Here is a 13,646-nt window from a genome sequence, read left to right as displayed (position 1 = left end):
GCCACGTCTAACTACAAGAACGGCGCAGGAGTGCAAGGCCAGTTGCGAGACGAGATAGAGAAGATTCCACGCGGTTTCGAGATTGCGCTGTTTGGTACGGCGATGCTTTGGGCGCTGGCCTCGTCGGCGATTGCGAGCCGGTCTGCGCATGGGATAGTTGTGCGGTTCAAGCTGGATACGATCGAGAGCCTGCTGAGTGCGGTGTTTCTGGTCTTTCTGGTGGTGGTCGGGTTCAGCTTGCTGGACTGGATTGCGACGCGCGGGCGGTCTGATGCGGATGCACTTCCGCTGCCTCGGCGGGCGGGGTGGGGGATGGAGTGGGGTGTTGGGGCTGCGGTGGGGTGGGGGCTGTGCCTCGTGGCTGTGCTGCCGGTATTGCTGATAGGGAATCTGCATGGACGGCTCATGTTGAGTGGGGCGACCCTCTGGTCTGCGGCTCTCTCTGCGTTGACGTTGCTGGCGATGACGCTGGCGGCGGAGTTGATCGCACGGGGGTATGGATTTCAGCGGCTGATCGTGGCGGTTGGGCCTTCTTGGGCTTCGGTGATTACGTCGTTTGGGTTTGCTGCGGCGCTGGTTTGGGGGAATCCGCCACGGCATTTGCTGGTGGCCTTAATCGATGGAACAGTCTTTGGGCTGGTTCTGGCGGTGGCTTATCTGCGGACCCATGCGCTTTGGGTTGGGTGGGGGATTCACTTCGCTTATCGGGTGATGATGGCTGTGGTGGTGGGACTGCCGATTGCCGGGCGGAACGATTTTGGATCGATCATGGACACGTATACGACCGGACCGGGATTGTTGACGGGGAGTGGATTCGGGCTGGATGGGGCTTTGCTGACGGCTTTGGTGATGGCCGGCGGGATGGTGGTGGTGTACCGGGTGACGAAGGAGTACGCGTGGAAGTACACGCTGCCGGAGATTGTGGCTGCGGGGTATGAGGTGACGGTGGCTCCTCCTGCGGCGCATACGGCGATGGAGAAGGCCGCGGCACCTGCTCCGCTGGTGCAGATCCTGGCGACGACTCCGCAGACACGGTCTGTTGTGTCTCCTGTTGAGCCGCCCAGGCCGGAAGCGGAACACGACTTTCGACAGCACTAAAAGGCTGCTTGCAAACGAGCAAAGAAAAGGCGCAGACTCTCTGCATCTGGGTACGCATTCTGGGCTTGAGGTGCGGAGATGACGACGTGCGTGCGGAGTTTGTCGCTGGCTGTTGGTTTGGTGATGGTGTCGGTGGGGGCTGGGGGGCAGGCGGCCCCTGGTGCTCAGGACGGGGCCAAGGATGGGGCGCAGGCGGCTGCGGCCAAGTCTGAGGTGTTTACGGTTGGAGAGCGGTCGGCTACGGCTGGGATCAATACGGAGTTCACGCCTACTCACGTTGAGTTCGATGAGAGTGCGCTTTCCGAGCGGGGGCGGCGGGAGTTGATTCGGGACCTGGTGGGGGAGCAGGGGTTTGCGCATCGGGTGCTGCCGCAGGCGGCGGGGCTGACGTTGCAGGCGAATGGGAATCTGAAGCCAGGGCCCGAGGAGTACAAGAAGCTGATCTATGAGAAGGGGACGTCGGCTGGGCCGGGGGATCGGGTGGCGATTACGGCGCTGGAGTTCAAGGGGGATCGGCTGGTGATCGACCTGAACGGCGGGCCGTATTTGAAGCACAGGTTTTTGCGGCATGTTTCGATCATGGGGGCGGACCCGGCGTACCTGGATGGGAAGGAGGCTACGGGTTCGAGGGTGGTGCTGGTGTTTGAGGGGGGGCTGCCGGAGGTGACGGCTCCGGAGGTAAAGGCGCTGCTGGCTCCCGTGGTGGACTTTGCGGCCAAGAAGGGGGAGCTCGCTTACGCCGATACGCTGCCGACGCCGGTGAAGAGCGCGATTGCGTCGCATGAGGTGCTGGTGGGGATGAATCACCGGATGGTGCTGGCGGCGCTGGGGGCACCGGAGAGCAAGGTTCGGGAGCAGAACGGCGAGGGGCGTTACGAGGAGTGGATCTATGGGCATCAACCGCAGACGGTGAAGTTTGTGCGGTTTGTGGGGGACCGGGTGAGCCTGGTGAAGATCGCGGAGGTGGGCAAGCCGATTGCTGTTCACGATCAGGATGAGTTGGCGGGGTATCTGCCGCCGGCGCCTACGCGGGAGATTTCACTGGCGGATCGGGTGGGAGAGGGCCAGAAGGCGAGTGCTCCTACGCTGTTGAAGCCGGGGGAGAAGACTCTGGAGACCGGGGATACGCAGCGGAAGGTGCAGGTTCCGGTGGATCCGACGAGTGCGGGGAATGGGAGCGGTCATGCTCCTACGGCTCCGGCCAAGACACCGGATCAGTTCGTGGCGGCGCCGAGTGTGATGTAGACTGGAAGACGCCCCAACTTGCAGAAACTGTGTGAGGTTGCACAGGGGAGGCGATGCTTTCCTCGCCTCCGTACACGCATGCGGGCCTATCTAGAACCATGGGAGAGCAACAATGTCAAAGATTGCAAAGACCGGCGATCGCGCCAAGGTCATGGACACGAACAAGAGCACGGATTGCCCGAAGTGCGGGAAGCTGACCCGGATTGTGAAGCGGGTCAAGGATCGTGAGCGCGGGATTCCGGGTGGAGTTTATATCTCCTGCTCGGCTTGCGATTTCTTCGAGAAGCTGTAATTCAAGGGTGGGACTCCCACCCCGGTATTTGATTCAAAGTCTTCAAAACAGGTGATTTAGGTCTGGACTTCTGGTCCCGGGCCAATCATGAGTCACCGGACAAAATGGGCTCGCTTCCTTACAGAGTGCGAGCCCATTTTGCGTCTTGATTCATGTTTGTGCCGAGGTGGTACATAGGGGTTCGAAGATTAACTGCGGGTGGGTTGACGAACGTGGTCAAGAGGGGGCAGACTCACGTACGGAAAGCAGGGACCTCGTGTTCAACGGGAAAGAGACGACAGTTTTAGCAGGGACTTTGGCAGGAAATGTGGCGGCAACTTTGCCGTCGACGCACTTCAGCAGAGCGACTTTTTTGATGTGCTCGCCGGAGTGGTATGACGTGGGGTACGTGATCAACCCTTGGATGGCGGGGAATCTGCATCGGCCTACCCGAGACGCCTCGTTTGCACAGTGGCGGGGTCTGTACGAGGCTCTGGGGCGGATTGCGGATGTGAAGCTGCTGCATCCCCGGCAGGGCTCGCCTGACATGGTGTTTGTGGGGCATACGGCTCTCGTGCATCACGGGGTGGCGGCGGTTTCAAGCTTCGCGCACGCGGAGCGGCAGCCGGAGGAACGTCATCTGCGGCGGTGGCTGCAGGAGGCGGGATTCCTGCTTTGGGACACGCCTCGGGAGACGTGTTTTGAGGGTGAAGGCGATGCGCTGTTCGACAGCGATGGGCGGCATCTCTGGGCGGCGCATGGGGCGAGGACGTGCAAGTACAGCCATGGGCATGTGGCTGAAGCCTGGCATGTTCAGGTGACGTCTTTGCACCTGGTCGACCCGCGGTTCTATCACCTGGATACGTGTTTTGCGCCTTTGAGCGGTGGGCGGGTTCTGTACTATCCGGGGGCTTTCGATGCGATGTCGCTGGCGTTGATCGAGGCGGCTTATCCGGCAGAGAGGCGGATCATGGCGACAGAGTCCGAGGCGGCGCAGTTTGGGTGCAATGTGATCAACATCGGGCGCGATGTCCTGATGCACAAGGCTTCGGGACGACTGGCGGAGAGGCTGCGGGCGGCTGGGTATGCCGTGACGGAGCTGCCGCTGGGAGAGTTTTTGAAGGGCGGCGGGTCGGCTAAGAGTCTGGCGTTGCGGCTTAGTGATCTTTCGGTGACTTACGGATAGAGCAGCGACTGTGTTGAGGAAGCTTGGCACTGACCAGTTTCGAGTCGCGAGTTTCGAGTTTCGAGTTATAGGCCGCTGATTTCGTGGAGGATCGCTTCGGCGGCCTTCGCGGGGTTGGCGGCTTTTGTGATGGGGCGGCCTACGACGAGCATGGAGGCTCCGGCTGCGATGGCGGCGGCGGGAGTGGCGATGCGCTGCTGATCGTCCGTTGAGGCACCGGTGGGGCGGATTCCGGGGACGACCAGGCGGGGGGATGGGCCGAGGTCGCGGCGGAGGGCGGTTAGTTCTTCTGACGAGCAGACGAGGTTTGGGACGCCTGCAGCGGCTGCCATGTGGGCGAGGCGGAGGACCTGATCGGCGGGGGTGCCGGGGACTCCAATGCTGTTGAGTTGGGTGTTGTCCATGCTGGTGAGGACGGTGACTGCGAGGAGGGTGGGGGCGTCCGGAGTTGCTGAGGCTGCTTCCGCTGCTGCTGCGAGCATAGCTGGACCGCCGGCGGCGTGGAGGGTGAGGAGCGAGGCTCCGAGGCTTGATACGGAACGGACGGCCGAGGCTACGGTGTTGGGGATGTCGTGGAGTTTGAGGTCGAGGAAGACGTTGAAGCCGCGCTGGCGGAGGGTGGTGACGATGGGGGCACCGGCGGCAAGGTAGAGCTCGAGGCCCACTTTGAACCAGAGGCATTGGCCATCTAGGGCGTCGACGAGGGCGAGGGCGGCGGCGGCGGTGGGGTAGTCAAGGGCGACGATCAGTTGGTCGCGGGGGGTGAGGGAATGTGGCATGAGTGCAGTTTATCGTCTGCGATGATTGAGGGATGAAGACTGGACTTACGATTGCGGGGTTCGATCCCTCGAGCGGGGCTGGGGTGACGGCTGACCTGGCGGTGATGGGGGCTCTGGGGGTGTTTGGGACCTCATGCATTACGGCGTTGACGGTGCAATCCACGCTGGGCGTCAGGGCTACGCATCCAGTGCCGCCGGAGGTGGTGGCTTCTACGCTGGATTGCCTGGCGGTGGATCTGCCTGCGGCGGGGATCAAGATTGGGATGCTGGCAACGGCTGCGACCGTGGAGGTGGTGCTGGAGTTTCTGCGGGGGATTGGCGAGGGGGTGCCGGTGGTGCTGGACCCTGTGATGCGGTCGAGCTCCGGCCGGGCGTTGTTGGATGCTCCGGGCGTCGAGGCGATGCGGGAGAGGCTGCTGCCGCTGGTGGACTGGGTGACGCCTAATCTGGGGGAGCTCGAGGTGCTGGTGGGGCGGGAGTTGGATACGAAGGAGGAGATGGAGGTGGCGGCCCTGGAACTGGGGGAGCGCTGGCCGGGGTTGAATGTGGTTGCGACAGGCGGAGACCTGGACGTTCCGGATGACCTGGTGGTGACGGCGGATGGAGCGGCGGTTTGGGTGCCAGGGGTGTGGATCGAAAGTACCGCTACGCATGGGACGGGGTGTGCGTTTTCTACGGCACTGATGTGTGGATTGGTGAGTGGGCTTGAGGCTGTGGAGGCCGTCCGGAACGCCAAGCAGTTTGTTGCGGGGGCGATCCGGCGGGCGGAGGTGCGGGGTGGAGGTAAGGGGCCGATGGAGTTGCTGTGGCCACTGCGGACTCAGAGGGCTCGGTAAGGCGGGGGTACTTTTGTACTTGGCTGGGTGGGAGTGAACGCTATGGCCGAATCATGGGTTAGGCGGGTGGGCCGATAGGTTGATCGAGGAGAAAACCCGATGAACGTATCCGCCGTGAAGGCAGAACCTGTTGGACCCACGCTTATGCAGGACCATATCCCAGTGCCGCTAAATCTGAAGAACACGATGTTTGTGGAGCGTCGCCGGACGATGCGGCGAGGAAACATGGAGCAGGGGCGGGCGTTGGAGATGCTGGGCCACGCGGTGGAGTATCTGGTCGACTCGCGGCTGTTTGGGGTGGATGAGCGTACGGTGAAGAGCAATCAGGAGGCGGTGCAGATCTTGATGCGGCTGAGCCGGGCCGTGTTTAGCGAATGCCCGGAGGTGGTGCCGGTGGGACGCAAGTTCAACCTGTGGATGCGCGGCATGGTGGATAAGGTGATCGGCGAGCCGGTTCGTGGTGGGAAGACGGAGCGCTGGTAGGCTTGAAGGTATGAGTTTGACGTTGACGTTGAATGGGCAGGCACAGAGCCTGGAGGCTCTGGAGGATGGCGCGGCGATGGATGTGGTTGTCGCCGCGCTGGGATTGAAGGCGGACCGTGTGGCGGTGGAGCTAAACGGGGAGATTGTGTCTCGGAAGCGGTGGGGGGAGCAGGGAGTCCGTGGAGGTGACAAGCTGGAGGTGGTGCATTTTGTGGGTGGTGGATGCTAAGAGACCCGTGGAAACCCACGTCCCAAAATCAGGACGTGGGGCACCCGGTAGTGGCGGCTAGGTGATGGGGGCTGTAGTGAGGTCTTCGTCGCGGGTTTCGTGGATCCAGAGCAGGCCGATTGTTGTGAGGACGGCGGAGCCGGTGAGGTAGTAGCCGACGTACTGCAGGCCATAGTGGGTGGCGAGCCAGGTGGCGATGCTGGGGGTGGCTGAGGCCCCGAGAATGCCGCCGAAGCTGAAGGCGAGTGAGCTGCCGCTGTACCGGATGGAGGTGGGGAAGATCTCCGAGATGATGGTGCCGAGGGGACCGTAGGTGAGGCCCATGAGGGCGAGGCCCAGGCACATTGCGACGATGGCTCCGGTGGTTCCGGCCTGAAAGATCTGCGCGAATACCAGGCCGAAGATGCCGATGGCGACGCTGACGGCAATCATTACGACACGGCGGCCCTTTTCTGCGAGCAAGGCGGCGATGGGGATGGTTCCGGCGAAGAAAATGACTCCGAAGAGCTGGATAAGGAGGAACTTGTCTCGCGTGAAGTGGAGCGCGTTGACGCCCCAGGAGAGGGCGAAGACGATCATGAGATAGAAGAGGACGAAGGTGGCAAGGCAGATCATGATGCCGGCGACGAGCGACTTGGTGTAGTGGGTGAAGACCTTGAGGACCGGCATCTCGGTCTGCTCACCGCGTTTGCGCGCCGCTTCAAAGACCGGGGTCTCCGTGATGGTGAGGCGGACGTAAAGGCCGAGCAGGACGAGGGCGGCGCTGGCGAGGAAGGGCAAACGCCAGCCGAAGGAGAGGAACTGCCTGTTGGTGAGGAGGTGAGAGAGGAGATAGAAGACGAGGCCGGAGAGGAAGAAACCCAGGGGCGCGCCGAGCTGCGGGAACATGCCGTACCAGGCGCGCTTGTTGGGGGGCGCATTTTCTACTGCGAGGAGGACGGCTCCGCCCCACTCGCCGCCGAGGCCGATGCCCTGGCCGAAGCGGCAGAGGGCGAGGAGTAGCGGTGCGGCGACGCCGATGAGGGAGTAGGTGGGCAGGCAGCCGATGAGGAAGGTGGATAGGCCCATGGTGCCGAGGGCGAGGACCAGGGTGGTCTTGCGGCCGATGCGGTCGCCAAAGTGGCCGAAGAGCGCGGAGCCGATGGGGCGCGCGAGGAAGGCGACGCCGAAGGTGGCGAGCGAGAGCAGGGTGGCGGCGGCGGGGTCGGATTTGGGGAAGAAGAGCGACGGGAAGACGATGACCGCGGCGGTGGCGTAGATGTAGAAGTCGAAGAACTCAACGGCGGTGCCGATGAGGCTGGCGAAGAGGACCTGGGCGGGGGTGTTGATGGCCTTCGCGCCTGTCGCGCCGGGGGAGAGTGGCTTGCTCATTGAGAAAACATACCTTATTGGGGAGCTGTGTGGGAGTGATTGGCTTGGTTTGTCCTCTGGGGCGTACCCTAGTGGCGACTGATGTGCGAGGGTACGGATGGCTGTGGAGTCGGCGGGTGCTAGGTTTCGGCAGGCGGTGAAGGATGAGCGGCCGCTGCAGGTGGCGGGTGCGATCAATGCTTATACGGCGCGGATGGCGGAGGCTACGGGGTTCAAGGCGCTGTATGTTTCTGGGGGTGGGGTTGCGGCGAACTCGCTGGGGATGCCGGACCTGGGGATCAGCACGATGGAGGATGTGCTGATCGATGTAAGGCGGATCACGGAGGTGACTAAGCTGCCGGTGCTGGTGGACATCGATACGGGTTGGGGTGGGGCTTTCAATATTGCTCGGACGATCCGGTCGATGATCAAGGCGGGTGCGGGAGCGGTGCATCTGGAGGACCAGGTGGGGACGAAGCGGTGTGGGCACAGGCCGGGAAAGGAGGTTGTGGCTGTGGGGGAGATGGTCGACCGGATCAAGGCGGCGGTGGATGCGCGGACGGATGAAGGGTTTGTGATCATGGCCAGGACGGATGCGCTGGCGGGCGAGGGGCTGGAGGCTGCGCTCGAACGGACTGCGGCGTATGTGGCTGCGGGCGCGGATATGATCTTCGCGGAGGCGGTGACGGAGCTTTCACAGTATGGAGAGTTCAAGAGGGCCGCCGGGGTGCCGATTTTGGCGAATATTACGGAGTTTGGGCATTCGCCGATGTTTACGACGGAGGAGCTTGGGGCGGCGGGGGTGGATGTGGTGTTGTATTGCTGCTCAGCTTACAGGGCGATGAATGCGGCGGCGTTGAAGGTGTACGAGACGATCCGTGCGGAGGGCACGCAGAAGAGCGTGGTGCCGATAATGCAGACGCGCGCGGAGCTGTACCGGTTTCTTGACTATTACGCGTATGAGAGTAAGTTGGACGAGCTGTTTGCACAGAAGAAGGAGGGGAAGTGAGCGAGGCGGTCGCGGAGGTTGGGTTTAAGCCGAAGAAGTCGGTGGCGCTGTCCGGGACTCCGGCGGGGAATACGGCGCTGTGTACCGTGGGGCGGAATGGGAGTGAGCTGCGGTATCGAGGGTACGGTATTGCCGATCTGGCGGGGCGGTGTGGGTATGAGGAAGTCGCGTATCTGCTGATTCATGGACGGCTGCCGAATGTTGCGGAGATTGGAAGCTACAAGGCTAAGTTGAAGGGGCTGCGGGGGCTTCCTGCGAGCGTGAAGGCAGCGCTGGAGTTGCTGCCGGCGGCGACGCATCCGATGGATGTGCTGCGGACTTACGTGGCGGTGCTGGGGTGCGTGCTGCCGGAGAAGGATGGGCACAAGGTTGCGGAGGCCAGGGAGATTGCGGATGGGTTGATCGCTTCCATGCCGTCTGCGTTGCTGTACTGGTATCACTTCAGCCGGCATGGGCGGCGGATTGAGGTGGAGACGGAGGATGATTCGATTGCGGGGCACTTTTTGCATTTGCTGCATGGGTGCGCGGCCTCAGCGGAGTGGGTTGGGGCGATGGAGACTGCGCTGATTTTGTATGCGGAGCATGAGTTCAATGCGTCTACGTTTGCGGCTCGGGTGATTGCGGGGACGGGGTCCGATCTTTACTCGTGTGTGGCGGGCGCGATTGGGGCGCTGAAGGGGCCGAAGCATGGTGGGGCCAATGAGGTGGCGCTGGAGATACAGAGTGAGTTTGCGTCGGCGGACGAGGCGGAGGTGGAGATTCGCAAGAGGGTTGAGGCGCGGGAGGTAATCATCGGGTTCGGGCATCCGGTTTATACGGTGAGCGACCCGCGGAACAAGATCATCAAGGAGGTTGCGCGGGGGCTGGCTGCTGGTGCGGGGACGACGGGGCTGTTTGATATTGCTGAGCGGATTGAAGCGGTGATGTGGGATGCAAAGAAGATGTTTCCGAATCTTGACTGGTTCAGCGCGGTGGCGTTCCACGTGATGCGGGTGCCTACGGCTATGTTTACGCCGCTGTTCGTGATGGCGAGGACAGCGGGTTGGGCGGCACATGTGATCGAACAGCGGCAGGATGGGAAGATCATTCGGCCGGCTGCGAACTATACGGGACCGGATGAAGTCAGGTTTGTGCCTTTGGAGGAGAGAGCTTGATTCACGAGAGTACAGAGCGGGCGGCACCGGATCAGGTGTTGGTGGATATTGCGGATTATGTGTTTGGGTATGAGGTTGAGAGTGAGCTGGCGTATGCGACGGCTCGGCTTTGTTTGATCGATACGCTGGGGTGTGGGCTGGAGGCACTGGAGTATCCGGCTTGTACGAAGCTGCTGGGGCCTGTGGTGCCGGGGATGACGGTACCGCATGGGGCTCGCGTGCCGGGGACGGAGTATGAGCTTGATCCGGTGCAGGCTGCGTTCAACATCGGCACGATGATCCGGTGGCTGGACTACAACGACACGTGGCTGGCTGCGGAGTGGGGGCATCCGTCGGATAATCTGGGCGGGATACTTGCGGTGGCGGATTGGCTTTCTCGTGCGGCGGTGGCTCAAGGGCTTGCGCCGCTGACGATGCGTGCGGTGCTGACGGCGATGATCAAGGCGCATGAGATTCAGGGCTGCCTGGCGCTGGAGAACTCGTTCAACCGCGTGGGGCTGGATCATGTGGTGCTGGTGAAGGTGGCTTCGACTGCGGTGGTGAGCCAGATGCTGGGGTTGACGTATGAGCAGACGACTGCTGCGTTGTCACTGGCGTGGGTGGATGGGCAGAGTCTGCGGACGTATCGTCATGCGCCGAATACGGGGTCACGCAAGAGCTGGGCGGCGGGCGATGCGACGAGCCGCGCGGTGAGGCTCGCGTTGATTGCGAAGACGGGTGAGACGGGGTATCCGTCGGTGCTGACGGCGAAGAAGTGGGGCTTCTATGATGTGTCGTTTGGCGGCAGGGAGTTTACGTTTCAGCGGCCGTACGGGTCTTATGTGATGGAGAACGTGCTGTTCAAGATCAGCTATCCTGCTGAGTTTCATTCGCAGACGGCGATTGAGGCGGCGATGACTTTGCGAAGCAGGATGCAGGCGCTGGGGCGGACGGCGGATGAGATTGTGAAGATCACGATCCGGACGCATGAGGCTTGTCTGCGGATCATCGACAAGAAAGGTCCGCTGAATAATCCGGCGGATCGCGATCATTGCGTGCAGTACATGGTGGCGGTGCCGCTGATCTTTGGGCGGTTGACTGCGGCTGATTATGAGGATCAGATTGCATCTGATCCGCGGATCGATGCTCTGAGGGACAAGATGAGGTGTGTTGAGGATGCGCTCTTCAGCGAGGATTATCTTGATCCGGCGAAGCGCTCGATTGCGAACACTCTGGTGATTGAGTTGAAGGATGGGACGTTGCTTGAGGAGACCGTTGAGTATCCGATTGGGCATAAGCGCAGACGCGCGGATGGGATTCCGTTGCTGCAGGCGAAGTTTGAGGCGAACCTTGCGCGGCGGTTCTCTGTGGGGCAGCAGAAGCAGATTCTTGAGGCTTCCGCGGAGCAGGGACGGCTTGAGGCGATGGCTGTGAATGAGTACGTTGATCTATTTGTGCCTGAGATTGGTACAAATGCGGGACGGGCCTGATGGAGATTGCGGGGAAGGTGTTTCTGGTAACGGGTGGAGCGTCCGGTCTGGGAGAGGCGACGGCTCGGATGGCTGTGGGGCGTGGGGCCAAGGTGGTGCTGGCGGATGTGAATCCGAAGGGTGAGGCGCTGGCGGCAGAGCTTGGTGAGGGCGCGTTGTTTGTGCGGACGGATGTGACCTCTGAGAGTGATGGCGAGAGGGCTGTGCAGGCGGCGCGGGAGAGGTTCGGTGCGCTGCATGTGCTGGTGAACTGTGCGGGCGTTGCGCCGAGTGAGCGGGTGCTGGGGCGGAGTGGCCTGCATGGGCTGGAGAGCTTTGCGCGGGCGATCTCGATCAACCTGATCGGCACATTTAACATGCTACGTCTGGCGGCGGCGGCGATGGCTGAGAACGAGCCTATGGGTGATGGCGAGCGAGGGGTGATCATCAACACGGCTTCCGTGGCGGCGTTCGACGGGCAGATTGGGCAGGCGGCCTATGCGGCTTCAAAGGCTGGGGTGGCGGGGATGACGCTGCCCATCGCAAGGGAACTGGCACGGGTGGGAGTGCGGGTAATGGCGATTGCTCCGGGACTGTTTATGACGCCGATGATGGCTGGTTTTTCTGCTGAGGTGCAGGAGTCGCTGGCAAAGTCTGTGCCATTTCCGGCGCGGCTGGGAAGGCCTGAGGAGTATGCGTCGCTGGTGATGTCGATCTGCGAGAATGCGATGTTGAATGGTGAGACGATACGGCTGGATGGTGCGCTGCGGATGGCTGCGAAGTAAGTCGCAAGCAAGCTGTCATGAGTTAGGCGTAAGCTGCTAAGGTGTTTGGGAGTCGAGGGAAAGATGCTGATTTTGTCGGTTATTCGTCAGGTTCTGGATGCGGAAGAGAATGTTCGGATCAAGGACGGCAGGGTTGATCTGAGCAGCAGTAAGCTCGTCATCGACACGATGGATGAGTATGGGGTTGAAGAGGCTCTGCGGCTTCGGGATTCAGGGACGGGAGTTGAGGTGGTGGTGCTGGCGGTGGGGCCTGCGCGGTGTGAGGAGGCTTTGCGGACTGCGCTGGCGATTGGGGCCGACCGGGCGATCCTGGTGGAGACCGCGGAGACGCTGGATGTGATTGCGGTGAGCAGCGTGGTGGCACAGGTGGCGAAGAACGAAGGTGCGGAGTTGATCTTCTGCGGAGGACAGCAGGCGGATTGGGATAGCCAGGGGCTTGGCGCTGCGGTGGCAGAGCGGCTCAACTGGCCACAGGCTGCCTGGACTACTGCTTTGAAGTTGGCTGATGGCAAGCTGAGTGGGACGCATGATGTCGATGAAGGGAGCGAGTCGTTTACGATGGCGCTGCCTGCGGTGGTGACGACGCAGCAGGGATTGAATGAGCCACGTTATCCGACGTTGCCGAATATCATGAAGGCGAAGCGTAAGGAGTTGAAGAAGGAGCCGCTGGAGCAGTTTGGTGTGGCCGCGAAGTTGAAGCTGGTGAGCGCTGAGGTGCAGGTAAAGGGCCGGCTTGGGAAGATTCTGGATGGCAAGGATGCGGTTGCGGCTGCGGGTGAACTGGTCGATCTGCTGCGTAACGAAGCAAGGGTGATTTGATGATTTTGATTGTGGCGGAACAGGGCAACGGCAAGCTGAGCAAGAGCACGTATGAGATGGTGACGGCGGCGCGTGAGTGCGGGCGCGAAGGGCCGGTGACGTTGCTGGTGCTTGGGAGCGGAGTAGTACAAGTTGCGGCGCAGGCTGCGTTGCTGGGGGATCAGGTGCTGGTGGCTGATCTGCCGGCGCTGGAGCAGTTCGATCCTGAGGTGTGGGCTGCGGCGGTGGCGCAGATTGCGAAGGAAGGCGAGGCGCATACGATCCTGATTGGCGGAAGCCGCAGTGGGCGGGGGTATAGCTCGCGGGTGGCGGTGAAGCTGGATGCTCCGCTGGTGGAGGATGCGATCAGTTTGAAGTATGCGGGAGACGTGTTGGAGGCGGAGCACTATACGTATCTGGCTCGGGTGACGGAGCGGGTGCAGGCGCTGGCTCCGGTGATTGTGGCAACGGTGAAGCCGGGGGCATTCGCTCCGGCACAGGCTGGGGCTGAGGCGGTGGAGCAGTTCGATGTGGAACTGGAGCTGCCATCGAAGCGTGTGGAGGTGACGGAGCGAGCGACCGCGAAGAGTGAGCGGGTGTCTCTGACTGAGGCGGATATCGTTGTCTCTGGTGGACGGGGCCTGGGAAGCGCGGAGGCTTTCACGGAGCTTGTGGAAGGGCTGGCGGATCAGCTTGGTGCGGCTGTTGGGGCTACACGTGCGATCGTCGATGCGGGTTGGCGGCCTTATGCGGAGCAGGTAGGGCAGACGGGCAAGACGGTGCAGCCGAAGGTGTATATCGCGATTGGGATCTCGGGTGCGGTGCAGCATCTTTCCGGGATGGGGAAGAGCAAGGTGATCGTGGCGATCAATCGCGACCGGGATGCGCCGATCTTTGGGATGGCGGACTATGGGATCGTGGGGGACGTGAAGGAGATCGTGCCGGCGATCCTGGCGAAGCTGAAAGCCTAAGGGG

Annotated in this window: 15 protein-coding genes; 13 read left to right on the top strand and 2 right to left on the bottom strand. The window is 62.0% G+C overall.

Annotated features, from left to right (window positions below; translation table 11 throughout):
• Positions 1-42 precede the first annotated feature (42 nt).
• The 4 genes from ACIX9_RS10965 to ACIX9_RS10950 all read left to right on the top strand — a co-directional run bounded on the left by ACIX9_RS10965 (position 43) and on the right by ACIX9_RS10950 (position 3,800).
• On the top strand, positions 43-1,098 hold the full coding sequence (locus tag ACIX9_RS10965; protein ID WP_013580557.1) for a CPBP family intramembrane glutamic endopeptidase: 1,056 nt from the start codon (positions 43-45) through the stop codon (positions 1,096-1,098).
• Between the two features lie 78 nt (positions 1,099-1,176).
• On the top strand, positions 1,177-2,343 hold the full coding sequence (locus ACIX9_RS10960; protein ID WP_013580556.1) for a hypothetical protein: 1,167 nt from the start codon (positions 1,177-1,179) through the stop codon (positions 2,341-2,343).
• Positions 2,344-2,455: 112 nt separating this feature from the next.
• The gene (locus ACIX9_RS10955; protein WP_013580555.1) at positions 2,456-2,635 is read left to right on the top strand and encodes an Rcat domain-containing protein; all 180 of its coding nucleotides are present in this window, start codon (positions 2,456-2,458) and stop codon (positions 2,633-2,635) included.
• Between the two features lie 307 nt (positions 2,636-2,942).
• Positions 2,943-3,800, top strand: a complete 858-nt coding sequence (locus ACIX9_RS10950) for a dimethylarginine dimethylaminohydrolase family protein (RefSeq protein ID WP_232298697.1) — start codon at positions 2,943-2,945, stop codon at positions 3,798-3,800.
• Between the two features lie 65 nt (positions 3,801-3,865).
• Here the strand turns inward: ACIX9_RS10950 and pyrF are convergent, their stop codons facing one another.
• Positions 3,866-4,579, bottom strand: coding sequence for an orotidine-5'-phosphate decarboxylase (gene pyrF, locus ACIX9_RS10945; RefSeq protein WP_013580553.1), 714 nt, complete (start codon positions 4,577-4,579; stop codon positions 3,866-3,868).
• A 32-nt stretch (positions 4,580-4,611) separates the two neighbouring features.
• On the opposite strand from pyrF, the gene thiD reads away from it, so the two are divergent.
• The 3 genes from thiD (at position 4,612) to thiS (ending at position 6,127) form a co-directional block, all read left to right on the top strand.
• Positions 4,612-5,415 carry a bifunctional hydroxymethylpyrimidine kinase/phosphomethylpyrimidine kinase gene (gene thiD / locus ACIX9_RS10940; RefSeq protein ID WP_013580552.1) on the top strand — a complete coding sequence of 268 codons (804 nt, stop codon included), beginning with the start codon at positions 4,612-4,614 and terminating at the stop codon, positions 5,413-5,415.
• Between the two features lie 99 nt (positions 5,416-5,514).
• Positions 5,515-5,898, top strand: coding sequence for a hypothetical protein (locus ACIX9_RS10935; protein WP_013580551.1), 384 nt, complete (start codon positions 5,515-5,517; stop codon positions 5,896-5,898).
• 10 nt (positions 5,899-5,908) lie between these two features.
• A complete protein-coding gene (gene thiS, locus ACIX9_RS10930; RefSeq protein ID WP_013580550.1) occupies positions 5,909-6,127 on the top strand; it encodes a sulfur carrier protein ThiS in 219 nt (72 codons plus the stop codon).
• Positions 6,128-6,184: 57 nt separating this feature from the next.
• Here thiS and ACIX9_RS10925 read toward each other — a convergent pair whose 3' ends face one another.
• Positions 6,185-7,498 carry an MFS transporter gene (locus tag ACIX9_RS10925; protein ID WP_013580549.1) on the bottom strand — a complete coding sequence of 438 codons (1,314 nt, stop codon included), beginning with the start codon at positions 7,496-7,498 and terminating at the stop codon, positions 6,185-6,187.
• 97 nt (positions 7,499-7,595) lie between these two features.
• Between ACIX9_RS10925 and prpB the strand changes: the two genes are divergently transcribed.
• The 6 genes from prpB (at position 7,596) to ACIX9_RS10895 (ending at position 13,642) form a co-directional block, all read left to right on the top strand.
• Entirely contained in the window at positions 7,596-8,486 is an 891-nt protein-coding gene (prpB, locus tag ACIX9_RS10920; RefSeq protein ID WP_013580548.1) for a methylisocitrate lyase, read from the top strand.
• Entirely contained in the window at positions 8,483-9,640 is a 1,158-nt protein-coding gene (gene prpC / locus ACIX9_RS10915) for a bifunctional 2-methylcitrate synthase/citrate synthase (RefSeq protein WP_013580547.1), read from the top strand. The genes prpB and prpC overlap by 4 nt, the downstream gene beginning before the upstream one ends.
• Positions 9,637-11,109 carry a bifunctional 2-methylcitrate dehydratase/aconitate hydratase gene (locus ACIX9_RS10910; protein WP_013580546.1) on the top strand — a complete coding sequence of 491 codons (1,473 nt, stop codon included), beginning with the start codon at positions 9,637-9,639 and terminating at the stop codon, positions 11,107-11,109. The genes prpC and ACIX9_RS10910 overlap by 4 nt, the downstream gene beginning before the upstream one ends.
• Entirely contained in the window at positions 11,109-11,873 is a 765-nt protein-coding gene (locus ACIX9_RS10905) for a 3-hydroxyacyl-CoA dehydrogenase (RefSeq protein WP_013580545.1), read from the top strand. The genes ACIX9_RS10910 and ACIX9_RS10905 overlap by 1 nt, the downstream gene beginning before the upstream one ends.
• A gap of 63 nt (positions 11,874-11,936) precedes the next feature.
• Positions 11,937-12,692, top strand: coding sequence for an electron transfer flavoprotein subunit beta/FixA family protein (locus tag ACIX9_RS10900; RefSeq protein ID WP_013580544.1), 756 nt, complete (start codon positions 11,937-11,939; stop codon positions 12,690-12,692).
• Positions 12,692-13,642, top strand: coding sequence for an electron transfer flavoprotein subunit alpha/FixB family protein (locus tag ACIX9_RS10895; protein ID WP_013580543.1), 951 nt, complete (start codon positions 12,692-12,694; stop codon positions 13,640-13,642). Before ACIX9_RS10900 ends, ACIX9_RS10895 begins: the two co-directional genes overlap by 1 nt.
• The last annotated feature ends 4 nt before the right edge of the window (positions 13,643-13,646 follow it).

The organism is Granulicella tundricola MP5ACTX9, from assembly GCF_000178975.2.
Classification (GTDB): Bacteria; Acidobacteriota; Terriglobia; order Terriglobales; family Acidobacteriaceae; genus Edaphobacter; species Edaphobacter tundricola.
The sequence above is the reverse complement of the archived record's forward strand: the minus strand, read 5'-3'. Positions and strand labels throughout refer to the sequence as shown.

Coding starts and splice junctions, on each gene's coding strand:
- ACIX9_RS10900 (WP_013580544.1), top strand. CDS start 11,937: ATGCTGATTTTGTCGGTTATTCGTCAGGTTCTGGATGCGGAAGAGAAT.
- prpB (WP_013580548.1), top strand. CDS start 7,596: ATGGCTGTGGAGTCGGCGGGTGCTAGGTTTCGGCAGGCGGTGAAGGAT.
- ACIX9_RS10935 (WP_013580551.1), top strand. CDS start 5,515: ATGAACGTATCCGCCGTGAAGGCAGAACCTGTTGGACCCACGCTTATG.
- thiS (WP_013580550.1), top strand. CDS start 5,909: ATGAGTTTGACGTTGACGTTGAATGGGCAGGCACAGAGCCTGGAGGCT.
- ACIX9_RS10955 (WP_013580555.1), top strand. CDS start 2,456: ATGTCAAAGATTGCAAAGACCGGCGATCGCGCCAAGGTCATGGACACG.
- pyrF (WP_013580553.1), bottom strand. CDS start 4,579: ATGCCACATTCCCTCACCCCCCGCGACCAACTGATCGTCGCCCTTGAC.
- ACIX9_RS10895 (WP_013580543.1), top strand. CDS start 12,692: ATGATTTTGATTGTGGCGGAACAGGGCAACGGCAAGCTGAGCAAGAGC.
- ACIX9_RS10925 (WP_013580549.1), bottom strand. CDS start 7,498: ATGAGCAAGCCACTCTCCCCCGGCGCGACAGGCGCGAAGGCCATCAAC.
- ACIX9_RS10960 (WP_013580556.1), top strand. CDS start 1,177: ATGACGACGTGCGTGCGGAGTTTGTCGCTGGCTGTTGGTTTGGTGATG.
- ACIX9_RS10905 (WP_013580545.1), top strand. CDS start 11,109: ATGGAGATTGCGGGGAAGGTGTTTCTGGTAACGGGTGGAGCGTCCGGT.
- thiD (WP_013580552.1), top strand. CDS start 4,612: ATGAAGACTGGACTTACGATTGCGGGGTTCGATCCCTCGAGCGGGGCT.